Consider the following 22,025-nt stretch of genomic DNA (forward strand, 5'->3'; position numbering starts at 1 on the left):
TTGTCGAAGGCCTCTCGCCTTCCTCAGCCGCCCTTGGCCTCGTGGATGGCCCGCCAGACGTTCTGGGCCGTGGCCGGCATGGCCACGTCCCTGACGCCGAGCGGCGCCAGCGCGTCGACGACGGCGTTCATCACCGCCGGCAGCGCGCCCACTGTCCCCGCCTCGCCGGCGCCCTTGGCGCCCAGCGGATTGTACTTCGTCGGCACCGGGTTGGACTTGATCTCCAGGCTGCACATCATGTCGGCGCGCGGCATGGCGTAGTCGAGGAAGCTCGCGGTCAGGAGCTGGCCGCTGTCGCGATCCCACACCACCTGCTCGCTCAGGATCTGGCCGACGCCCTGCGCCACGCCGCCATGGATCTGGCCCTTGAGCCCGACGGGATTCATCACCGTGCCGACATCGTCGACCACCGAGTAGCGGTCGAGCTGCACCTCGCCGGTGTCGGGATCGATCTCGACCTCGCAGATGTGGCAGCCGTTGGGATAGGTGTCCTTCTCGCCCTTGAAGGTGGCGTTCTCGTACAGGCCGCCCTCGAAGCCCGGCGGCCACCGTGCCGGCGTGAACGCCGCCATCGCCACCTGCTTCATCGACACCGACTTGTCCGTTCCGGCGACCTTGAAGCGGCCGTCGGCGAACTCGATGTCCTGCTCCCCCGCCTCGAGCAGATGGCTCGCGAGCTTCTTGCCCTTGGCGATCACCTTGTCGGCGGCGAGGAAGAGCGCCGAGCCGCCGAGCACCGTCGAGCGCGAGCCCATCGTGCCCATGCCGAACGCGACGCGGTCGGTATCGCCGTCGATGTACTGCACGTCGGCGGGATCGAGGCCGAGGCGCTCGTGCAGGATCTGCTTGAACATGGTCTCGTGGCCCTGGCCCTGGGCCTTGGTGCCCATCAGCAGCGCCGCCGTTCCGCCCGGGTTGAAGCGGATCTCGGCGTATTCGGGCTGGAGCGTGCCCGCCGCCTGCTCGATCGCATTGACGATGCCGAGCCCGCGCAGCTTGCCGCGCTTCTTCGAGGCCTCGAGGCGTGCCTTGTATCCTGCCACGTCGGCGAGTTCGAGCGCCATGTCCATGTTCTTCTCGAACTGGCCGCAATCGTAGAACGGGCCGACGGGACTCTGGTAAGGCAGGTCGGACTCGGCCAGCATGTTCTTGCGGCGCAGCTCGACGCGATCGACGCCCAGCTCGCGCGCCGCATCGTCGATCAGGCGCTCGATCAGGTAGATCGCCTCCGGCCGCCCGGCGCCGCGATAGGGCGCGGTCGGGTTGGTGTTGCTGAGCACGCCGACGACGTCGAGATAGGCGGTGGGGATCTTGTAGACGCCCAGCACCGTCACGATCATCCCGAAGGGCGTGAGCAGGTTGCGGTCGGAGCCGATATAGGCCCCGATATTGGCCAGCATGTTGAGGCGCAGCGCCAGGAACCTGTTGTCCTTGTCCAGCGCCAGCTCGATCTCGCCGATATTGTCGCGGCCGTGCTCGTCGGCCATCACGGCCTCGCTGCGCTCGCAGGTCCATTTGACCGGCCGCAGGAGCTTGCGCGCCGCCCACAGCGTGAGGCGATGCTCGACATACTGCCAGCCCTTGGTGCCGAAGCCGCCGCCCACGTCGCCCGCGATCACCCGCATCTTGCTCTCGGGCACCTTGAAGACGCTGTTCGCCAGCATGCTTCGCACGCGGTGGGGATACTGCACGTCGGCATAGAGCGTCATGCGGTCCTCGCCCGGATCGTAGGTGCCAAGCGTGCCGCGCGGCTCCATGAACTGGGCATGGACGCGGCTGATGACATAGCGTCGCCTGACGATCTTGGCCGCCGACCTGAAGGCCTCCTCCGTAGCGGCCTTGTTGCCGCGCTCGACATGGTTGGAGATGTTGTCGGGACACTCGTCCCACACGGCCGGCGCTCCGGGCTTCACGGTGTCCTCGGTCGAGGTGACCGACGGCAGAGGCTCGTAGTCGATGTTCACCAGCTCGGCCGCGTCCTTCGCCTGGGTCAGCGTCTCGGCGATCACCATCGCCACCGGGTCGCCGACATAGCGTACGCGGTCGGTGACCAGCGGCGGGCGCTGCGGCGCGAACATCGGCTTACCGTCCGGCCGCCTGCGCGGCATGTTCGCCTTCGGCATGCCGAGCCCGTCGGCCGTCACGTCATGGCCGGTATAGACGGCGACGACTCCGGGCGCCTTCCTCGCGTCTTCGATGTCGATCGAGCGGATTTTCGCATGCGCATGCGGCGAGCGCACGAACACCGCGTGGGTCTGGCCGGGCAGGTTCACATCGTTGATGTAGCGCCCCTGCCCGCGCAACAGCCGCGGATCCTCGAAACGCAGGACAGGCTGACCGATACCGTACTTGCTCATGACATGCTTGCTCCCGGCAATCCCAGTTACTCGAACTCTTCAGCCCAGCGGGCCCATGAAAGGCGGATCGGCGTAGGTATCCGACAGGGCCTCCAGCGATTCGGGCCATTCCTTGCCGATCGGCCTGCGCTCGGCGGCGGGGCGCGGTCGGCCGTCCCAGCCCACGCGCTCCATATAGTAGTAGAGCATCAGCGTGTGGCCGGCCGGATCGACGATATGCGCGGCATAGTCGACCCCCGGATAGAGTTCCCGCGGGATCGCCTCGGAGAAGCGCACATCTTTCTTCTTGAGGAAGCTGACCGCGTCGCGAAGCTGGCGGTAGCTGCCCACCTGCAACCCCATCGACGCGACGGAGGTATTCGGGTCGAGCCCCAGCTCGCCGCGCAAGGCCTTGGGCAACAGCGACAGGCTGTGATGCTCGCCGCCGTTCCGCAAATAGACGCAGCGGTGCCCCTTGAAGGTGACCACCTCGGTCGGCACGAAACCCATCGTCTGGGTATAGAATGCCTCCGAGGCACGGACATCGGCCACGAACAGGCTCATGGGGCCGATATTGACGATCTTGAACGGCCGCGGCAGGCGCACGCCGGCGACCACATATTCGTCGTCCAGCGGATCCCGGATCGTGTTGCCGGCGTGGATGTCGATTCCCTTGCCCAGGGCTTCCCGCACCTCCTCCGCCTCCGACATCTGCGGCAGCTCCGGCCGTTCACGGAAAGCGCGATAGTACATCGCCTCGGGCTTGCTGCGGCCGTTCCAGCCGATCTGCTCCATGCCATAGTACAGCTCGACCGTATGGCCGTCGGGATCGCGGATGTAGGTGTGCCAGTTGCTGCCCGGCATGTCGCGGCCGACCCGGCGTATCTCGACCTGCCTGTCGCGGAAATAGTCGGCCGCGGCGAACACTTCCTCCATCGAGCCGACCTGCCAGGTGATCTGGTTCACCGTGATGTCCCTGGACACCGCATCGTCGCCGAAGATAGCACCGAGTGACTTGTGCGCCAGGAGGAAGGCGTGATGGTCGGAATTGTGGCTCATGAAGACGATGCGCGGATCCTCCAGGCGCCGGGCCATTTCCTCCCGCCCCGGGATCTTGGAGAGGTCGCGCGTATCGGTGATGCGAAGGCCGAGCAGCTTCGAATAGAAGTCGATGCCCGCCTGAAGGTCGGCGACGTTGAAACCGAAATGGCCGAGGCGCCGGATCTTGAACGGCCGCGGGTAGCGCACGCCGCCGACGTCGTAGGCCGTGCTCTTGTGAACCGTGTCCATCATTGCCTCCTATGCCTTGCCCCTGCGTGTTGAACGGGTCGCCCGCCCGCCCGCTCCGCCCATCGTCAATCCCGGCACCTCGGAGGCCGCCTGTTCGACCGTCGTGCGGATATGCTTCTCGATCAGCCGGCAGGCGAGATCGATATCGCGCGCAAGCACGGCATCGCGCAGCTCGAGATGCTCGTTGGTTCGCCGTGACCGCGCGTGGATCATGGTCAGCCAATGGTAGCGCCGGGCCTGGTCGAACAGCTCGCCGCGGAAATGCAGCGACCACGGCGAGGTGCAGGTCGCCACCAGCGCGTCGTGAAAGCGCTTGTGCCGTTTGCCCCATTCGCGCTTCACGCTGACCGGATCGTCGGGCTTGGGCGGCCCGAGCTTGGACAGCAGGAAATAGGCGCTCACGATCTCGGCCTCCCAGGAGTCCGTCCCGTGCCGGATGGCGTCGGCCAGGGTCCGCGTCTCGAGATAGACGCGCAGCTCGGAAAGATCGAGAAAATCGGCCAGCGAGACCGGCGCCACCGCGAAGCCGCGGCCGGCCTCGGTCCGCGCCAGCCCCTCCGATACCAGATGGGAGAGGGCCTCGCGCAGGGTGCCGACCGAAGTGTCATAGCGCTGCCGCAGCTCGCCGAAGCGCAAACGCTGATCGGGCCTCAGGACACAGCACAGGATGTCTTCGCGCATCTGGCGCAGCACGTCGAAGGTCGCGGCATCCTCGCGCAGCACGTCCTGCGGAGCGGTGGTCGCGGCCGTCTGCGGAACCGGTTCCACGGGCATCTTAAGGATCTTCGCCATTGGTTGCTCAGACTCCGAGGTAGGCTTCACGAATATGAGGTCGCTGCAGCAGATCCGCGGGCAGCCCGGCGGTCACGATGCGCCCCTGTTCCAGGACATAGGCGCGGTCGGCAATGTCGATGGCCTTCAGGACATTCTGCTCGACCAGAAGCACGGCCGCGCCATCGTCGCGAACGCGCGCAATGATATCGAACATGTCGTCGACGATGGCAGGGGCCAGTCCCAGCGACGGCTCGTCGAACAGCACGATGCGCGGCCGCGCCATCAGCGCCCGGCCGATCGCCACCATCTGTTGCTGGCCGCCCGACAGCTCGCCGGCCGGCTGACGGCGCTTGTCGCGCAGGATGGGGAACAACTCATAGACGCGCTCCAGCGATCGGGTCCGCGCGGTCCGCGCCGCCGCGCGGTAGCAGCCGAGCTCCAGGTTCTCCTCGACCGACATCCTCGCGAACAACCGCCGCCCCTCCGGCACGAGCGCTATGCCATGACCGCAATAGTCGTGCGACTTGACGCGACTCATGTCGCGGCCGTCGACGCGCAGCTCGCCCCGCCGGTATCGCAGCAGCCCGGCAATGGCATTGATCAGCGTCGTCTTGCCGGCACCGTTGGGCCCGATCACCGAGACGATCTCGCCTGCGTCCACGTCGAGCGAGACGTCCCACACCGCGGGAGCGTCGCCGTAACCGACATGGAGGTTGCGCACCTCAAGCAGCATAGGCCTTGCCCAGGTATATGCTGACGACGCGGGGGTCGCGCATCACCTCGCGCGGCGCGCCCAGCGCGAACAGCTTGCCTTCGTTCAGGACGGCGACCCGGTCGGACAGCTCGACCACCGCCCTCATCAGATGCTCGACGAAGACGATGGTGGCGCCCTGGGCACGGATGGCCCGCACCAGACGGATCGCGTTGTCGACTTCCCCCGGATTGAGGCCCGACAGGACCTCGTCGAGCAGCAGCAGTTTCGGCCTGGCCGCGAGAGCGCGCGCGAGCTCGAGAAACTTGCGCTCGTGCAGGTTGAGGCCGGCCGGCAGGATGTCCTCCTTGCCGGACAGCCCGGTGAACGCCATCCAGTGCAGGGCCTCCTCGCGGATTTCGGCAGGTCCGCGCGCCGGTCCGCCGAAGGTGGCAGCCGTCACCACGTTCCCGAGCGCCGTCATGTTGGCGAAGGGCCGCGGGATCTGATAGGTGCGCGCCATCCCGCGACGCGCGATATCGTGTGCCCGGAGTGCGCCGATCTGCAGGCCATCGAGCGCTATGGTGCCGCCGCTCAGGGGATAATGGCCCGAAATGACGTTGATCAGGGTCGTCTTGCCCGATCCATTGGGACCGACCAGGCCCACGATCTCACCCTCGCGCACGTCGAGATCGACGCCCGCGAGCGCGAGCAGACCGCCGAAGCGCTTGGTCGCGCCGCGCACCTCGAGCAGGTTGCGACCACCAACGGGTCTTGCCGGCACGACCACGGGGGCGACCTCCGCGCCCGCCCGTAGCGCCACCACCGGCCGGCGCTTCAGCAGCTTGCGGATCGCGGGCACGATGCCGTCGGGCAACCAGAGAATGGCGACGATCAGGATCAAGCCCATGACGGCGCGTCCGATCATTGCCTGGTCGCCGCTGCTGAAGGAGTAGAGGAGCGTGGTGATGACGACGGCGCCGACGGCCGGACCGAACCAGCTCCGCGATCCGCCCAGCACGCTCATCAGCACGACATAGAGCGGCACCGTGAGCTCGAATGTGCCGGCGACGGTGATGAAGCCCACGAACATGGCATGCACGCCGCCGACGATGCCGGCAATGCCGGCCGACAGCGCGAAGGCCGCGAGCTTGTAGCGGAAGGTCGGCACGCCCTTCGCTTCCGCCACGTCCTCGTCGTCATGAATGGCGAACAGCCCCATGCCGAGCCGGGAATGGCTCACCTTCCAGGCGATGGCCAGCGTCGTCACGCAGATCGCGAAGGCGAGGAGATAGAGCGTGCCAGTCGGCGTCGGCATGAGCGGGGGCAGCGGCACCGCGCTCATGAAGATCCCACCGCCGCCGTCGATCGGCGTGTTGAGCACGATCGTGGCGACGACGAAGGTGACGGCGAGCGTCAGCAAGGCGAACAGCTCGCCGCGCAGACGGCGCAGACGGAAGACAATGGCGCCCACGCCGACCGCCAGCAATGCCGGAAGGATCGCCGCGACGGGAAGCGTCAGCAGGAACGGCACGTCGAACTTCGCCGCCATCACGGCGGTGGTGTAGAGGCCGATCCCGAAGAAAGCAGCGTGACCCAGGCTGAAATAGCCCGCGAAGCCGCTCAGCAGCGACCAGCTCGTGGCGAGGGAGATCCAGAAGAAAACGAGATAGAGGAAGGAATCATAGAACGCCGGCAGACCGGCCGTCGGCAGAAGCGCCAGGGCGCCGATCGCGAGCGCGGCGGCCAGCCGCGGAAGATCGCGGCCCGCGTTCATATCCACTCCGGGTCCCACAGCAGAACCACGATCAGCATCGAGAAGGAGACGACCGGCGCCCAGGCCGGGCTGAAGATCGCCATGGCCACGGACTGGCTGGCCCCGATCAGCATGCCGGCGAGCAGAGCGCCTAGCGGATTGCCGAGCCGTCCGATGATCACCACGGCAAACACCACGCCCAGCCAGGTCCAGATCTCGGCTGGCGCGAGCGTTGCAATCAGCGCGATGAAGGTGCCGGCAATGCCGGCGTAGCCCGCCCCGACGCCCGATAGAAGATACGCGAGCTGCCTGTGGTTGACGCCGTAGGCGGCGGCGATGCCTGCATCCTCGGCGCTGGCCCGCAAGGCCTTGCCGACGAAGGTCTTGCGCAGCCAGAGCCACGTCCCCCAGGCCAGCGCGCCCGCGACCAGGCAAAGCGCGAGCTCGAGCACCGGGATGAAGAACGGGCCGGCCTTGATCGAGCGCGTCGCGTAAGGCGTTTCGTAGCGGCGGAAATCGGCGGTCCAGTAGAGCTGGATGCCGGCTTCGAGGATGACGGCGACGCTGAAGGTGATCAGAAGCGACGCAAGCTCGTTCACTCTAAATCGGTCGAACAGCCAGTGCTGCGCCGCGCCGATACCGAACATCGCCGGCACCACCAGAGCCGCCGACCACCACGGCGCCACGTGCCAGGTCGTGCCCAGCTCGTAGACGATATAGGCCGAAAGGAACGCCAGCGCGAAGTGGCTGAGATTGACGAGGCGCAGCAGGCCCCAGCTCAAGCTCAGGCCCATGGCGAGCAGCCCGTACATGCCGCCCGCCAGCACGCCCGAGATCAAGGCCTGTCCGAGGAGCGTGGCGCTTGGCATCCACGCCTACGAGGCGATCAGCTTGACGCCGGGCGCGGCAAATTCCTTCGGCCAGACGACTTTCCATTCCTTGTGCTGGACCTGCTTGATCATCTGGGCGGCGTCGCCGTGATTGTAGGGGCCATCGAAGCGCAGCCGACCGTAAATGGTGTCGACCTTGTGCGCCTTGAGCCAGGCCGCGATCCTGGCGTCGTCGAGGCTGCCCGCCGCATTCACCGCCGTTTCGAGGATCTGCCACTCTGAGATCATGCCGCAGGCCTGCGCGTCGATGGTCGTGTACGGCAGATTGGCCTTGACCGCCTTCTCCTTGTATTCGGCGGCGTAGCGCTTCATGCCCGGCCGCGACATGAACGGCTCGTCGGGCTCGATGAAGGTCGAGCACAGGGCGCGATCCCCGTCGGGCGACAGCGCGAGCGGACCCGGCGCCGGGTAGAGGTGGAAGTGATTCCTGGGCGCATAGTCGAGCTTGCGCAGCGCCTCGAGCAGCAGATTGCTCTCGAGGCCGAGCGAGCCCACCCACAGGAAGTCCGGGTTGGCCTCCTTCACGCGCGCGGCGATGGCGCCGAAGTCGTGATTGCCGGACTCGTATTCGAGATAGAGCAGCACCTTGACGCTGCGGGCCTCGGCCTCCTTTTGCATGCCCTTTGCCATGAACTGCGCCGACGGGAACTTGCTCGTCAGCACCACCATCGTCTTGGGCGGCGTCGGAATGCTCGCCATAGCATCGAGAATGACGTTGGGATAGGTCTTGTCCGGCTCCGGACCAAATGGCGTGGCGGGAAAGGCGCGATCGTAGGTCTGCAGCTTGGGGATGCCCATGCTGCTCTGGATCATCACCTTGCCGTAGCGCTGGGCCACGCCCATTGCCGCCAGGATGGGCGCCGTCGCATAGGGGCCCTGGATCAGGTCGACCTTGTCGACGGTGATCAGCTTCTCGTAGAGGCTGCGCGCCATCTCCGGCTTGGACTGGTCGTCGAGCAGGACGTATTCGACGGGGCGGCCCAGAAGGCCGTTTCGACCGTTGATCTCCTCGACCATGATCTCGGCCGCGATCTTGTGGATCGCCGCCGTCTGGGCGAGGAACCCCGTCAGCGACAGCGTCCCGCCCACCTTCACCGGCTTGCCCGAGGGCGCGGCCCTCGAAATCGACGGCGCCGCGAACGACGCCGCCCCCGCTGCCATTCCAGCCAGCACGCGACGACGACGCCACGTCCCCACCCGTTCGATCATCGTTTCCTCCAGCCGGCGCGTTTGCTTTTCCCTGTCGGCGCCGTTGCCCGGATGGTGGGATAACGGTCGGAAGCTGTAAACGGTTTTTTCGAAAGTTTTGAACTTGGCCGAAATTTTCGAAACTAGCGGCCGGTCACCCCAACGAAGCGCTCGAGCGGCGCCGGATCGGCCAGCAGCGCGGCGCTCGGCGCTTCGAGGACGATGCGGCCGCGTTCGAGCACGATCGCCCGATCGGTGATGGGCAGGATCTTGTGTGCGTGCTGCTCGACGACGAGGCCGGCCATGCCCTCCTCGCGGAAAAGCCGGCCGAGCGTGCGCAGCACTTCCTCGACGAGGATGGGCGCGAGCCCCTCGGCCGGCTCGTCGAGCAGAAGCAGCTTCGGGTTCGTGGCGAGCGCGCGGCCGATGGCCAGCATCTGCTGCTCGCCGCCCGACAGAGCGCCACCGGAATTGCCGCGCCGTTCCCTGAGGCGCGGGAAGAGTCCGTAGATCCGATCCACCGTCCACGGCCCGGGCCGTGCGACCGCCGTCAGGTTCTCCTCGACGGAAAGGGAGTGGAAGATGTTGCGCTCCTGCGGGACCCAGCCGACGCCCAGCATGGCGCGCTGCTCCGGCGCAAGCCTCGTCATGTCCCGACCCGCCAGAGCCAGCGAGCCGGCGAAGCGGCGCGTGACGCCCACGATGCTGTCGATCAGCGTCGTCTTGCCGACACCGTTGCGTCCGAGGACGGCGAGCGCCTCGCCTTCGGCCAGCCGGAAGGCGATGTCGGACAGCACGACGGCAGGGCCGTAGCCTGCGCGCAGCCCGTCGACGGCCAGCAGTTCAGCCATGCCGGCTCTCGCCGAGATAGACCGCACGCACCCGCGGATCGCGGGCGATCTCTGCCGGCTCGCCTTCCACCAGGAGCCCGCCGTCCACCAAGACCGAGATGCGGCGGGCGAAGCTGAACACCAGATCCATGTCGTGCTCGATCAGCAGCACCGAGACATCCGCCGGCAGCGCGGCGATCGCGTCGAGAATGTCGCGCCGCTCCGCCTCCGGCACGCCGGCCGCGGGCTCGTCGAGCAGCAGAACCCGCGGGTTGCAGGCGAAGGCGACGGCGATTTCCAGCAGCCGCTGCTTGCCGTACGGAAGGGTATCGGTGCGGGCGTCGAGCGCGTCGGCCAGCCCGAATCGCCGCCCCACGGAATCGATCTCGCGCGCCAGGTCGTCGCCGCCGAGGGCGCGCCTGCAGCGATCCCCCTGCCCCAGCCGCTCGCCGATCGCCAGCGCCAGCGTCTCGAGCGGTGTCAGGTCACCGAAAAGCTGATTGATCTGGAAGGTGCGCACCAGCCCGCGCCGGACGCGCGCCTCGGGCGCGAGTCGCGTGATGTCCTCGCCCGCCAGCAGAACCTGCCCCGAGGTCGGCGTCAGCACGCCGGTCAGGAGGTTGACGAAGGTGGTCTTGCCGGCGCCGTTCGGGCCGATCAGCGCATGGCGCGCGCCGCGCTCGAGCGCAAAGGAGACGTTGCGGGTGGCGACCAGGCCGCCGAAGCGCCTGGCGAGGCCACGGGTTTCCAGTGCCGCCGTCATCGCCTCGCCTGCATCCACAGGCCGCGCACGCCAACCATCATGCGCTCCCGCCCGATCATGACGAACGCCACCAGGAACAAACCGATCCAGAACTGCCAGTATTCAGGCGTCAGGGCCGAGAGGCCGTCCTGCAGGCCCTGGAAGAGAATGGCGCCCACGATGCCGCCGTAGAGCCAGCCCGCGCCGCCGATGATCAGGACGAGCAGCACATCGGCCGACCGGTTGAAGTCGAAGAATTCCAGCGAGACGAAGGCCGTCGTCTGGGCAAGCAGCGCGCCGGCCGCGCCGGCGAAGGCCGCCGCCAGCGTGTAGGCGGCCACCAGGCGCCGATTGACCGGCACGCCGAGCGCCGAGGCGCGCAGACGGTTGCGGCGGATCGCCATCAGCGACAGGCCGAACGGCGAATGGACGACGGCGCGTGCGACCAGCATCAGCGCGAACAGGATCGTGACACTGTAGGCATAGGCGGTGCGGCCGTAGAGATCGAAGGGGAACAGACCCAGTACCGGTCCCATCACCACGCCCTGCAGGCCGTCCGCGCCGCCGGTGAGATCGCGCAAGGCATTGGCAAGCTCATGGAGCACCGAGGCGACGCCCAGCGTCACCATGAGGCGGGTGAGGTCGCTGCCGCGCAGCACCAGAAAGCTCGTGGCAAAGCCCAGCACCGCCGCCGCCAGCATGGCAAGCCCCAGACCTGCAAGCGGTGCGCCGGTCATCGCCTTGGCGGCAAGTCCCGCAACATAGGCGCCGAGCCCGAAGAAGGCGGCATGGCCCAGCGACACGATGCCGGCATAGCCCAGGATCAGGTCGAGCGAGAGCGCGAAGAGCGCCAGGATCGCGATCTGGTTCAGGATCAGATGCCGGCCGGCGGGCAGGAATATGGCGCCGAACGCCAGCAGCCAGAAGGCGATCTCCAGCCAGCGCCAGCGTACGCGCCGCGCGAGGCTTGTTGCCGCCGCCATCAGCGCGGCCGGGCGAACAGGCCGTGCGGGCGCAGCACCAGCACGGCGATCATCACGAGGTAGATGACGAAGGCGCCGATCGCCGGCACGTAGTACTTGCCGGCCACGTCGGCGATACCGAGCAGCAGCGAGGCGACGAACGGCCCGGCGACCCCCGACGTCCCGCCGACCGCCACGACGATCAGGAAATAGATCATGAATTTCAGCGGGAAGTTGGGATCGAGGCCCAGGATCTCGGTGCCCAGGGCGCCTCCCAGCCCTGCCAGTCCCGAGCCGACCGCGAAGGTGATCGCGAAGACCGTGCCGACCGGGATGCCGAGCCCGCGCGCCACGCGCGCATCGTCCACGGCGGCGCGCAGGCGGCTGCCGAAGCGGGTGCGCGTGAGCCCGAGCTGCAGGCCGATCGCCAGCGCGCCGCACAGCACGATGATGAAGGCGCGATAGATTCCGACATTGACGCCGAGCAGCTCGACGCGTCCCAGCAGCCAGGCGGGAAGCCTGACATTCTGCTGGCTCGATCCCATGGCCCAGGTCGTTCCCGACACGGCCATGAAGACCAGACCGATCGAGAACAGCACCTGATCGAGATGGCTGCGACGGTACATGTGCCGATAGAGCGTGCGCTCCAGGACGATCCCCGCCAGAGCCGCCACGGCGAACGCGACCGGCAGGCAGGCGAGGAACGGCACGCCGGCGCGGTCCATCAGCAGGACCGTCGCATAGCCGCCCGCCATCGCAAAGGCGCCATGGGCAAGGTTGACGAAGTTCATCAGGCCGAGCGTCACGGCAAGCCCGCAGGCCAGCACGAACAGCAGCATGCCGTAGGCCACGCCGTCGAACAGGATCGTGGCCATGGCTAGGCAGCGCTCGACATCACGACGCCGTGCGGTGTCGTTCCGAGGCCGAAGGCCGGGAGATCTTTCCGGCGACGGAAAAGATCCCTCGCTGCGCTCGGGATGACACGGCGCTCCTCGGCGAGCCTGTACGACAATGCCCTGCTACTTCTTCTTCGCCGCCTTCACCGGGTCCTTCACGTTGGGGATGGTCTCGAACTCGACGTTGTAGAGCTCGCCGTCGACCTTCCCGACCTTGCGGATGTAGATGTTCTGGACGATGTCGCGCGTCTGCGGGTCGATCGAGATGGGGCCGCGCGGGCTTTCCCAGGCCATGCCCTTGATCGCCGCCATCAGCTTGTCGCCGTCGGTGTTGCCGTTGGTCTTCTTCAGCGCCGCGTAGATCAGATGCATGCCGTCATAGCCGCCGACCGCCATGAAATTCGGTCGCATGCCGTTGTTGGCCTTCTTGAAGGCGGCGACGAACGCCCTGTTCACGGCGCTGTCGTGATTGGCGGAATAATTGTGCGCATTGATGACGCCGACCATCACGTCCCCCATGCCGTTGAGCTGGTCGTCGTCGGTGACGTCGCCGGTCGCGATCAGCTTGACGCCGGACTTGTCGAGGCCGCGCTCGACGAACTGCTTGACGAACTGCGCGCCTGTGCCGGAAGGCACGAACACGAACAAGGCATCGGGCCTGGCGTCGGCCACTTTCTGCAGCACGGGCGAGAAGTCGGGGCTGCGCATGGGCACGCGCAGGTTCTCGACGATGGTGCCGCCCTCGCCCTTGAACGTCTCGCTGAACGACTTCTCGGCATCGATGCCGGGGCCGTAGTCGCTGACCAGCGTCACCACCTTCTTGATGCCGTTCTTGTAGGCCCATTGCGCCATCGGCACCGACGATTGCGCCAGCGTGAAGCTGGTGCGGGCGATATAGGGCGACGCCTCGGTGATCGAGGACGTGCCGGCGGCCATCACGATCTCGGGCACCTTTGCCTGGGTGGCGATCGGCGCCGTGGCGAACGCCGACGGCGTGATGCCGAAGCCGGCAAGGAAGGCGACCTTGTCGTTGACGACCAGCTCCTGGGCCAGCCGCTTGGTGACGTCGGGCACGCTGGTGTCGTCCTTGAGGATCACTTCCACCTTCTTGCCGGCGACCGTCGTGCCGTTCTGCGCCTGATAGAGCTTCACCGCGGCGTCGATCTGCTTGCCGGTCGAGGCCTGCTGGCCGGTCATGGGAAGGATCAGGCCGACCTTCACCGTGTCCTGCGCGGACGCGACCGAAGGAGCCAGCGCCAGCGCAGCAAGGGCGGCCGTGACGTCACGCCTCAGCATTTGTTTTCCTCCCAAACAATCTTGCGTGGCGAACTACTAGCACAAACCGTCCGCGGATGCTCTATGCTCCGTCGAGCAAAGCAAGGGAGCCGTCGCATGAAGAGCTACAAGGTCGTCGAATTCGGCCAGCCGCTGCAGCGCGTCGAGGAACCGACGCCCGCACCCCAGGGCACCGAGGTGCTGGTCCGCATCACGGCGGCCGGCGTCTGCCACAGCGACGTGCATCTCTGGGAGGGTTTCTTCGACATGGGCGGCGGCAACAAGTACTCGACCGCCAAGACCATGAATCCGCCGCGCATCATGGGTCACGAGATCGTGGGCGTCGTCGAGGCGGTCGGGCCCGACGCGAAGGGCGCCAAGGCCGGCGACAAGGCGGTGGTCTATCCCTGGATCGGCTGTGGCAAGTGCTGGTACTGCGAGAACGGCACGGAGAATCTCTGCCCCACCCCGCGCGCGCTCGGCGTCAACAAGGACGGTGGCTATGCCGACCACGTGCTCGTGCCGCACGCCAAATATCTCTATCCCTACGGCAATCTGCCCGACGAGCTCGCCTGCCTCTATGCCTGCTCCGGCATCACCGCCTTCGGCGCGGTGAAGAAGGCGGTGGGCCACGACGCCGGCCGGCCGATCCTGGTGATCGGCGCCGGCGGCGTCGGCCTGATGGGCGTGCGCTTCGCCAAGGCCGTGCTGGGCCGCGAGCCGATCGTGGCCGACATCGACGAGAACAAGCGCAAGCTCGCTCTGGACAACGGCGCCTGCGCCGCCGTCGATCCGCGCGAGAAGGAAGCGCGCAAGCAGGTGATGGACCTCACCGGCGGCGCCGGCGTCGGCGCGGCCATCGACTTCGTCGGCGCCGAATCCAGCGCTCAGTTCGGCTGGCGCGCGCTGGGTCGCGGCGGGCGGCTGATCGTGGTCGGCCTGTTCGGCGGCTCGTTCAGCGTGCCGATGCCGATGTTCGCCTTCACCGGCAACCAGATCATGGGCTCGGTCACCGGCACGCCGGCCGAGATGAAGGAGATGATGGATCTCGTCACCGCCGGCAAGGCGGCGCCGGTGCCGATCGTCAGGCGCAAGCTCGACCAGGCGGACGCGACGCTGCAGGAGCTGCGCAAGGGCCTGATCATGGGACGCGCCGTCCTGGTGCCGTGAGCCAGGCCGGCGGCGCCCTCGCCTACGCCTTCGATTCCGGAGCGCTCGCCCACAAGCGAGCGTTCTTCTTGCGCGCCGAGCCTCTGCCCTTCGAGGATGTCGATGCCGAGCAATCGTTCCGGCCGGTCTATCTGAGGCTCGGGCGCGCATCGCCACGGATCGAGCGAGGGTCGTACGAACAGGGCCTGGTGCTGCTGACAAAGCACAAGGAGGAGAACTTCGCCAATATCGCCCGCGGCTGGGCGTTGCTGGCCCCGGGCGGCACGCTCGTCTGTGCCGGGGCCAACGAGGACGGCGCCGCCAGTCTGGAGAGACAGGCCGACAAGGTGTTCGGCCTCGCCGGCACGCTGTCCAAGTTCCACAGTCGCGTGTTCTGGTTCGCGAAGAGCGACCGACCGCCGCCCGACTTTTGGCGCGGGCTGGGGCATCTGCAGCCGGTGGCTGACGGGCGTTGGCTCAGCCAGCCCGGCATCTTCAGTTGGGATCGGATCGACGATGGTTCGGCCCTGATGGCGCAGCACCTGCCAGAGGGCCTCTCGGGCCGGATCGCTGATTTCGGCTGCGGCTGGGGCTACCTGGCGCGCCGCGTGCTCGACGGCTCGCCCGGCCTGCAGCACCTCGACCTGATCGACGCCGAGCACCGTGCCCTCGAAGCCGCCCGCGCCAATGTCGTGGACGGGCGTGCGCGGTTTCATTGGCTCGACCTCACCAGCGAGCCCGCGCCCGCGATCTGCGATGCCATCGTCTGCAATCCGCCCTTCCATGCCGGACGCGCCGCGACGCCCGCACTCGGCCAGAAGATGATCGAGGCCGCCGCTCGCGCCCTCAGGCCCGATGGACGCTTCTACATGGTGGCCAACCGCGGCCTGCCCTACGAGGCCGTGCTCGGCGCGCACTTCACGTCGTTCGAGACGCTGGCCGACAACAACAAGTTCAAAGTGACATGCGCCATCCGCTAGCATGGAGGCGATCATGGTTCGAGCTTCCGGAGGAGAGTGCGCATGACGACCGCCATGCCGATCAAGCTGTTCCAGTTTCCGCGCATGTTCGGAATCCCGAACGTCAGCCCGTTCTGCTGCAAGCTCGAGACCTGGTTGCGCATCACGGGCATCCCCTACGAAGTGATCGACACGCCCAACCCGCGCAAAGGTCCCAAAGGCAAGGTGCCGTTCATTGAGGACGGTGGTCGGCGGATCGGGGATTCCTCCCTGATCATCGATCATCTCGTGAGAACCCGCGGCGTCGACCCCGATGCCCGGCTGGATGCCGCGCAGCGCGCGACGGCGCTCCTGGTGCAACGCACGCTCGAGGAGCACTACGCCTTCGTGATCCTCTACACGCACTTCATCCGCACCGAGGGTTGGCAGTGCATGAAAAGCACGTTCGACCGCGTCCCGACCATCGTCCGACCGCTCGTCAGCGGTCTGGTGCGCCGAAACATGCGCAAAATACTGCGTCTGCAGGGTCTGCTGCGGCATTCCGACGATGAGATCATGGAGGCGGCTCGGCGCGACTGGCAGGCGGTCCTCGAGGTCATGGGCGACGGGCCGTTCTTCTTCGGAGACGAACCTGCCGGCGTGGATGCGATCCTGTTCGGCACGCTGGCCACCTCGCTGCTGACACCGGTTCCCTCGCCCGTTCGGGACTTCCTCGGGACCCAGCCCAGGCTCCTTGCCTATACCCACAGCATGAAGGCGCGCTTCTTTCCGGAGTTCGCTACTGGCAGCTGAAGCAGCCGGCGATCAGGAACTCCTTGTTGCCCTCCGCGCCGGTGATCGGGCTCTCCGTCACGCCGAGCACCTGCCAGCCGCGCTGCTCGCCCAGCCAGCGGCGGATCGTATCGCACACTTCTCGATGCAGCGTCGGCTCCCGCACGATGCCGCCCTTGCCGACACGACCCCTGCCCACCTCGAACTGCGGCTTGATCAAGGCCACGAGATGCGCCCCCGGCTTGGCCAGCGCCAACGCCGCCGGCAGGGCGGTGCGAAGCCCGATGAAGGAGGCATCGCAGACGACGAGACCGACCGGCTCGGGAACCTCTGCCGTCGTGACGTCGCGGATATTGGTCCTTTCCAGCGACACCACGCGCGGATCACGGCGCAGCTTCCAGGCAAGCTGGTTGGTCCCGACATCGATCGCATAGACCCTGGTCGCGCCACGCTGCAGCAGGCAGTCGGTGAAGCCGCCGGTCGATGCGCCGACATCGAGCGCGACGCGACCCTCGACCGGAATGGCAAAGTGATCGAGCGCCTTCTCGAGCTTCAGCCCGCCGCGCGAGACATAAGGATGCGGCTGGCCGCGCACTTCGAGCGGAGTCTCGTCGCCCACGCTCTGCCCTGCCTTGTCAAGGCGCCGGTCGTTGGAGAAGACCAGCCCGGCCATGACCAGCCGCTGCGCTGCCGTCCGCGTTTGTGCCAGGCCGCGCTCGACCAGCGCGATGTCGAGCCGTTTCCCCGCCATGGCCGGCTACCCTTCGGGTGGCGAGCAACGGTTGGCCGGCTCGCCGACGATGTTCGACCGATTGCATATCGGCCAGGTGCGATGCATGTCATCCTCCGCCGCCTGCAACCTACCAGACGGGAGCGCCCGGTCATGAGCATGAAACTTCTCGATGGCGAGCGCGCGCTGGTCACTGGATGCGGCGGCGGCATCGGCCGGGGCATCGCCAGGGCGCTGAAGGCCGAGGGCGCCACGGTCCTGGGCAGCGACATTGTCGCGCCGCCGGCCGAAGACGGCATCGACTTCCTCGCCGCCGATCTCGTCGAGGCCGATGGCTGGCGCGTGCTGCTCGACGGCGCCCTGCAACGGCTCGGCTCGATCTCGTTGTTCGTGCATGCCGCGAGCCCGCGGCGCCAGGAGGTCGATACGCCGCTCAATGTCAACGAGCAGGTCTGGGACGCCATGCTCGGCGTCAACCTGCGCTCGGCCTTCTTCCTCGCACGCGAGATCGGCCGGCACATGCGCGACGGCGGCATCCGGGGCCGCATGCTGATGGTGACGTCGCAGCACCGCCTGATGCCGCGCAACCTGCCCCATTACAGCGCCGCCAAGGCCGGCATGACCATGGCGATGAAGGAGCTGGCGCGCGTGCTGGCGCCGCATGGCATCCGGGTGAACGCCATAGCGCCCGGCGCCATCCCCGGCGGCGGGTTCGTCGCCGGGAATCTCGACGAGCTGGTGGCGCAAATCCCGCTCGGCCGTGCGGGCACTCCTGACGACGTCGCACAGGTCGCCGTGGCGATCCTGTCGGAAAGATTTGGTCGCTATGTGGTGGGGACGACGGTAGAAGTCGATGGTGGACTGGGTCTCGCAAGCTGGATTCCTGCTCGGGCTTGACCGCAGGGCAGCGGCGCGTTGAGCTAGTCCATCCATCCACCATTGGGGGTTCATCATGACGTTGCGCATCAATTCAACCGCGCCCGACTTCAAGGCCGACACGACGCAGGGGCCGATCGAGTTCCACAAGTGGATCGGCGACGGCTGGGCGATCCTGTTCTCGCACCCCAAGGACTTCACGCCCGTCTGCACCACCGAGCTCGGCTACATGGCGGGCCTCAAGCCCGAGTTCGACAAACGCAATACCAAGATCATCGGCCTCTCGGTCGACCCGGTCGCCAACCATTCGAAGTGGGCGAAGGACATCGAGGAGACGCAGGGTCACGCCGTCACCTATCCGATGATCGGCGATCCCGAGCTCAAGGTGGCGACGCTCTACGACATGCTGCCCGAGGGCGCCGGCACGACCTCAGAGGGCCGCACGGCGGCCGACAATGCGACCGTGCGCTCGGTGTTCGTCATCGGCCCGGACAAGAAGATCAAGGCGATGCTCACCTATCCCATGAACACGGGCCGCAACTTCGACGAGGTGCTGCGCGTGCTGGATTCGGTGCAGCTCACGGCCAAGCACATGGTGGCGACGCCGGTGAACTGGAAGAACGGCCAGGACGTGATCATCCCGCCGGCCGTGTCGGACGCCGAGGCCAAGACCAAGTATCCGAATGGCTGGAAGACTCTGAAGCCCTACCTGCGGATCGTGGCGCAGCCCAAGGGCTGAGCTGCATCGCGACCTCTGGCGCTGGTCGGCAGGCGACCTCGCACGGGGAATCCTGAACGATGCTCGAGCGGCATCGATCGCTTCGCGCGACTGACGTATGAGCAACTGGAGTTGCGCGCTCCGATGAGCGCTCGGAGGATGCACTGCAACCACTCCCGTGTCATCCCTCGCTGTGCTCGGGATGACACCTATTTTTTGTGGCGCCCAGTGCAGTTTAGTTCCCGAGGGTCGGCGTGGCGGTCACGAACTCCAGTGGCGCGATCTTTCGGCTTCTCCCGAAGCGCCGGTCTCAGCCCCGCGCGCGTTCGGCCTGCCGGCCGAGCGCGGCGAGCGCCGTCGCCACGATATGCGGCGCGTCGAGGCCGGCCCACTCGTACTGGCGCTTGGGCGCGGCATGGTCGACGAAGCGGTCGGGCAGCACCATGGGCCGGATCTTGAGGCCGTGGTCGAGCATGCCGGCCGTGGCCAGGAACTGCAGGACGTGGCTCGCGAAGCCGCCGACCGAGCCCTCCTCCACCGTGATCAGCACTTCGTGCTCGCGGGCAAGACGGCCGATCAGGTCCGTGTCGAGCGGCTTGGCGAAGCGCGCATCGGCCACCGTCGTGCTGAGGCCCTTGGCCGCGAGATCCTCCGCCGCCGCCAGGCTGTCGGCGAGCCGCGTGCCGAGGCTCAGGATCGCGATCTTGCTGCCTTCGCGCAGGATGCGTCCCTTGCCGATCTCGAGCGGCGTGCCCTTCGCGGGAAGCTCGACCCCGACGCCTTCGCCACGGGGATAGCGGAAAGCCGACGGGCGGTCGTCGATCCTCGCCGCCGTCGCCACCATGTGCATCAGCTCGAGCTCGTCGGCCGCGGCCATGACGACGAAACCGGGCAGGCAGCCGAGATAGGCGACGTCGAAGCTGCCGGCATGGGTGGCGCCGTCGGCGCCCACGAGCCCTGCGCGGTCGATGGCGAAGCGCACGGGCAGCTTCTGGATCGCCACGTCATGCACCACCTGGTCGTAGGCGCGCTGCAGGAAGGTCGAGTAGATCGCGGCGAACGGCCGGAAACCTTCGCAGGCCAGGCCGGCAGCGAAGGTGACGCCATGCTGCTCGGCGATGCCGACGTCGAAGCAGCGGTTGGGAAAGCGCTCGGCGAACTTGTCGACGCTGGTGCCGGACGGCATCGCCGCGGTGATGGCGACGATCTTGTCGTCCGTCTCCGCCTCGGCGATCAGCGCCTTGGCGAACACCGCCTGGTAGGCCGGCGCGTTGGCCACCGGCTTCGCCTGCTTGCCGGTGATGACGTCGAACTTCACGACACCATGATATTTGTCGGCGCTGTTCTCGGCCGGCGGGTAGCCCTTGCCCTTCTGCGTGACCACATGGACGAGGATCGGCTTGTCGAGGTCGCTGTCGCGCGCGTTCTTCAGGATCGGCAGAAGATGGTCGAGATTGTGACCGTCGACCGGACCGACATAGTAGAAGCCGAGCTCGTCGAACAGCGTGCCGCCGGCCACGAAGCCGCGCGCGAACTCCTCGGCCCGCTTGGCCGCCTTCTCGAGCGGCCTCGGCAGGGCTTCCGCGAACGACCGGCCGATATTGCGCAGCGTCACATAGGGCCGGCCCGACAGGAGGCGTGACAGATGGCCCGACATCGCGCCGACCGGCGGGGCGATCGACATGTCGTTGTCGTTCAGCACGACGATCAGCTTGCTGCGCAGGGCGCCGGCATTGTTCATCGCCTCGTACGCCATGCCGGCGCTCATCGCCCCGTCGCCGATGACCGCCACCACGCGGTTGTTGCGGCCGGCGAGATCGCGACCGACGGCCATGCCCAGACCGGCCGAGATCGAGGTCGACGAATGCGCGGCGCCGAACGGGTCATATTCGCTTTCGCTGCGGCGCGTGAATCCCGACAGCCCGCCCTCCTGGCGCAAGGTGCGGATGCGGTCGCGCCGGCCGGTGACGATCTTGTGCGGGTAGGCCTGGTGGCCGACGTCCCAGATCAGCCGGTCGCGCGGCGTGTCGAAGATGTAATGCAGCGCCACCGTGAGCTCGACCACGCCGAGACCCGCACCGAGATGGCCCCCCGTCACGGACACGGCGGAGATCGTCTCCTGGCGCAGCTCGTCGGCGAGCTGGCGCAACTGGTCGGGCCGCAACCGACGGATGTCGGTGGGCGTGGCGACCGTATCGAGAAGCGGCGTGGTGCTTTGAGTCATGAAACTGGTGTGCCCTTGGAACTCACTATAGCCTTCTGCTACGTTCAGGCGCGCCGCGAAACGACAAAATCCGCCGCCTGCCTCAGCAAATGCGCGGCAGGGCCGAAGGGTTCAAGATGTGCCTTCGCCTGGGTCGCCAGCAACATCGCCTGGGCGCGGGCCCGTTCGAGGCCGAGAATCGACACGAAGGTGGCCTTGCCGGCCGCCCGGTCCTTGCCGGGCGTCTTGCCGATCTCCTCCGCGCTGCCTTCGACATCGAGCAGGTCGTCGACGATCTGAAACGCGAGGCCGAGGTCGTGTGCATAAGCGGACAATGCGAGCCGCGACGGCTCGGCCGCCTTGCCGAGGATCGCGCCGGCGGTGCAGGAGAAGGAGATCAGCGCCCCCGTCTTGAGCCGCTGCAGGCGCGTGATGGCACCGATCGACATGTCCGGTCCCTGCGTCTCGGCCAGCAGATCGAGCATCTGGCCGCCGACCATGCCATGGGCGCCGGCGGCCTTCGCGAGCTCGGCCACCAACACCGTCCGCACCGCCGGATCGCCATGCGTGTCCTCGTGCGCCAGCACCTCGAAGGCGAGCGCCTGCAGGGCGTCGCCGGCAAGGATGGCCGTCGCCTCGTCGAACTGCTTGTGGCAGGAGGGCTTGCCGCGCCGCAGGTCGTCGTCGTCCATGGCGGGCAGATCGTCGTGGATCAGCGAATAGGCGTGCACGAACTCGATGGCGCTGGCGGTGCGCATCGCGGCGAGCGCGCCGACCTTGAACAACGTGGCGCCTGCCAGCACGAAAAAGGCCCGCAGGCGCTTGCCGCCGCCGACGCTCGAATAGCGCATCGCCTCGAACACGCGGGCTTCGCCGGTTTCCCCCTTGGGAAGCAGGCGTTCCATGGTGTGCTCGACCGACTCGGCGGCAAACGCCAGGGCGGCACTGAAGTCGCGATACGACGACAACGGCATGGGAAGCGGGATCGG

20 protein-coding genes are annotated in these 22,025 nt (G+C 67.3%); 5 read left to right on the top strand and 15 right to left on the bottom strand.

Features of this window, described 5'->3' with window-relative positions; translation table 11 throughout:
- Positions 1-23 precede the first annotated feature (23 nt).
- The 12 genes from OJF58_RS25775 to OJF58_RS25830 all read right to left on the bottom strand — a co-directional run bounded on the left by OJF58_RS25775 (position 24) and on the right by OJF58_RS25830 (position 13,651).
- The gene (locus OJF58_RS25775) at positions 24-2,357 is read right to left on the bottom strand and encodes a xanthine dehydrogenase family protein molybdopterin-binding subunit (protein WP_300780726.1); all 2,334 of its coding nucleotides are present in this window, start codon (positions 2,355-2,357) and stop codon (positions 24-26) included.
- Between the two features lie 39 nt (positions 2,358-2,396).
- Positions 2,397-3,626 carry a VOC family protein gene (locus tag OJF58_RS25780; RefSeq protein WP_300780727.1) on the bottom strand — a complete coding sequence of 410 codons (1,230 nt, stop codon included), beginning with the start codon at positions 3,624-3,626 and terminating at the stop codon, positions 2,397-2,399.
- Between the two features lie 9 nt (positions 3,627-3,635).
- Complete coding sequence (locus OJF58_RS25785) at positions 3,636-4,418, bottom strand: FCD domain-containing protein (RefSeq protein ID WP_300780728.1); 783 nt, start codon at positions 4,416-4,418, stop codon at positions 3,636-3,638.
- Positions 4,419-4,425: 7 nt separating this feature from the next.
- Positions 4,426-5,133 (bottom strand): ABC transporter ATP-binding protein, encoded by a 708-nt coding sequence (locus tag OJF58_RS25790; RefSeq protein WP_300780730.1) that lies wholly within the window; start codon positions 5,131-5,133, stop codon positions 4,426-4,428.
- On the bottom strand, positions 5,123-6,868 hold the full coding sequence (locus OJF58_RS25795; RefSeq protein WP_300780731.1) for a branched-chain amino acid ABC transporter ATP-binding protein/permease: 1,746 nt from the start codon (positions 6,866-6,868) through the stop codon (positions 5,123-5,125). Before OJF58_RS25795 ends, OJF58_RS25790 begins: the two co-directional genes overlap by 11 nt.
- Positions 6,865-7,716: a branched-chain amino acid ABC transporter permease gene (locus OJF58_RS25800; RefSeq protein ID WP_300780732.1), complete on the bottom strand. Its 852-nt coding sequence runs from the start codon at positions 7,714-7,716 to the stop codon at positions 6,865-6,867. Before OJF58_RS25800 ends, OJF58_RS25795 begins: the two co-directional genes overlap by 4 nt.
- 6 nt (positions 7,717-7,722) lie before the next feature.
- Positions 7,723-8,946, bottom strand: coding sequence for an amino acid ABC transporter substrate-binding protein (locus OJF58_RS25805; protein ID WP_300780733.1), 1,224 nt, complete (start codon positions 8,944-8,946; stop codon positions 7,723-7,725).
- 122 nt (positions 8,947-9,068) lie between these two features.
- Positions 9,069-9,776, bottom strand: coding sequence for an ABC transporter ATP-binding protein (locus OJF58_RS25810; protein ID WP_300780734.1), 708 nt, complete (start codon positions 9,774-9,776; stop codon positions 9,069-9,071).
- A complete protein-coding gene (locus tag OJF58_RS25815; protein ID WP_300780735.1) occupies positions 9,769-10,518 on the bottom strand; it encodes an ABC transporter ATP-binding protein in 750 nt (249 codons plus the stop codon). Before OJF58_RS25815 ends, OJF58_RS25810 begins: the two co-directional genes overlap by 8 nt.
- Positions 10,515-11,480, bottom strand: coding sequence for a branched-chain amino acid ABC transporter permease (locus OJF58_RS25820; protein ID WP_300780737.1), 966 nt, complete (start codon positions 11,478-11,480; stop codon positions 10,515-10,517). Before OJF58_RS25820 ends, OJF58_RS25815 begins: the two co-directional genes overlap by 4 nt.
- Entirely contained in the window at positions 11,480-12,334 is an 855-nt protein-coding gene (locus OJF58_RS25825; protein WP_300780739.1) for a branched-chain amino acid ABC transporter permease, read from the bottom strand. Before OJF58_RS25825 ends, OJF58_RS25820 begins: the two co-directional genes overlap by 1 nt.
- A 144-nt stretch (positions 12,335-12,478) precedes the next feature.
- On the bottom strand, positions 12,479-13,651 hold the full coding sequence (locus OJF58_RS25830; RefSeq protein ID WP_300780742.1) for an ABC transporter substrate-binding protein: 1,173 nt from the start codon (positions 13,649-13,651) through the stop codon (positions 12,479-12,481).
- Positions 13,652-13,747: 96 nt separating this feature from the next.
- Between OJF58_RS25830 and OJF58_RS25835 the strand changes: the two genes are divergently transcribed.
- The 3 genes from OJF58_RS25835 to OJF58_RS25845 are packed head-to-tail and all read left to right on the top strand — an operon-like array spanning position 13,748 to position 16,530.
- The gene (locus tag OJF58_RS25835; protein WP_300780743.1) at positions 13,748-14,800 is read left to right on the top strand and encodes an alcohol dehydrogenase; all 1,053 of its coding nucleotides are present in this window, start codon (positions 13,748-13,750) and stop codon (positions 14,798-14,800) included.
- The gene (locus tag OJF58_RS25840; protein WP_300780744.1) at positions 14,797-15,759 is read left to right on the top strand and encodes a class I SAM-dependent methyltransferase; all 963 of its coding nucleotides are present in this window, start codon (positions 14,797-14,799) and stop codon (positions 15,757-15,759) included. Before OJF58_RS25835 ends, OJF58_RS25840 begins: the two co-directional genes overlap by 4 nt.
- Before the next feature lie 42 nt (positions 15,760-15,801).
- The gene (locus OJF58_RS25845; RefSeq protein ID WP_300780746.1) at positions 15,802-16,530 is read left to right on the top strand and encodes a glutathione S-transferase family protein; all 729 of its coding nucleotides are present in this window, start codon (positions 15,802-15,804) and stop codon (positions 16,528-16,530) included.
- On the opposite strand, the gene OJF58_RS25850 is transcribed toward OJF58_RS25845, so the two are convergent.
- On the bottom strand, positions 16,517-17,260 hold the full coding sequence (locus OJF58_RS25850; RefSeq protein ID WP_300780747.1) for a TlyA family RNA methyltransferase: 744 nt from the start codon (positions 17,258-17,260) through the stop codon (positions 16,517-16,519). The genes OJF58_RS25845 and OJF58_RS25850 overlap by 14 nt on opposite strands.
- 132 nt (positions 17,261-17,392) lie before the next feature.
- On the opposite strand from OJF58_RS25850, the gene OJF58_RS25855 reads away from it, so the two are divergent.
- Both OJF58_RS25855 and OJF58_RS25860 read left to right on the top strand, forming a co-directional pair.
- Positions 17,393-18,136 (top strand): SDR family oxidoreductase, encoded by a 744-nt coding sequence (locus tag OJF58_RS25855; RefSeq protein WP_300780748.1) that lies wholly within the window; start codon positions 17,393-17,395, stop codon positions 18,134-18,136.
- Positions 18,137-18,191: 55 nt separating this feature from the next.
- The gene (locus OJF58_RS25860; protein ID WP_300780749.1) at positions 18,192-18,854 is read left to right on the top strand and encodes a peroxiredoxin; all 663 of its coding nucleotides are present in this window, start codon (positions 18,192-18,194) and stop codon (positions 18,852-18,854) included.
- A 289-nt stretch (positions 18,855-19,143) separates the two neighbouring features.
- On the opposite strand, the gene dxs is transcribed toward OJF58_RS25860, so the two are convergent.
- Together dxs and OJF58_RS25870 are read right to left on the bottom strand one after the other, a co-directional pair.
- A complete protein-coding gene (dxs, locus tag OJF58_RS25865) occupies positions 19,144-21,057 on the bottom strand; it encodes a 1-deoxy-D-xylulose-5-phosphate synthase (protein ID WP_300780750.1) in 1,914 nt (637 codons plus the stop codon).
- Positions 21,058-21,101: 44 nt separating this feature from the next.
- Positions 21,102-22,010: a polyprenyl synthetase family protein gene (locus tag OJF58_RS25870; RefSeq protein ID WP_300780751.1), complete on the bottom strand. Its 909-nt coding sequence runs from the start codon at positions 22,008-22,010 to the stop codon at positions 21,102-21,104.
- Between the last annotated feature and the right edge of the window lie 15 nt (positions 22,011-22,025).

Origin of the sequence: Enhydrobacter sp., assembly GCF_030246845.1 — a bacterium.
GTDB lineage: Bacteria > Pseudomonadota > Alphaproteobacteria > Reyranellales > Reyranellaceae > Reyranella.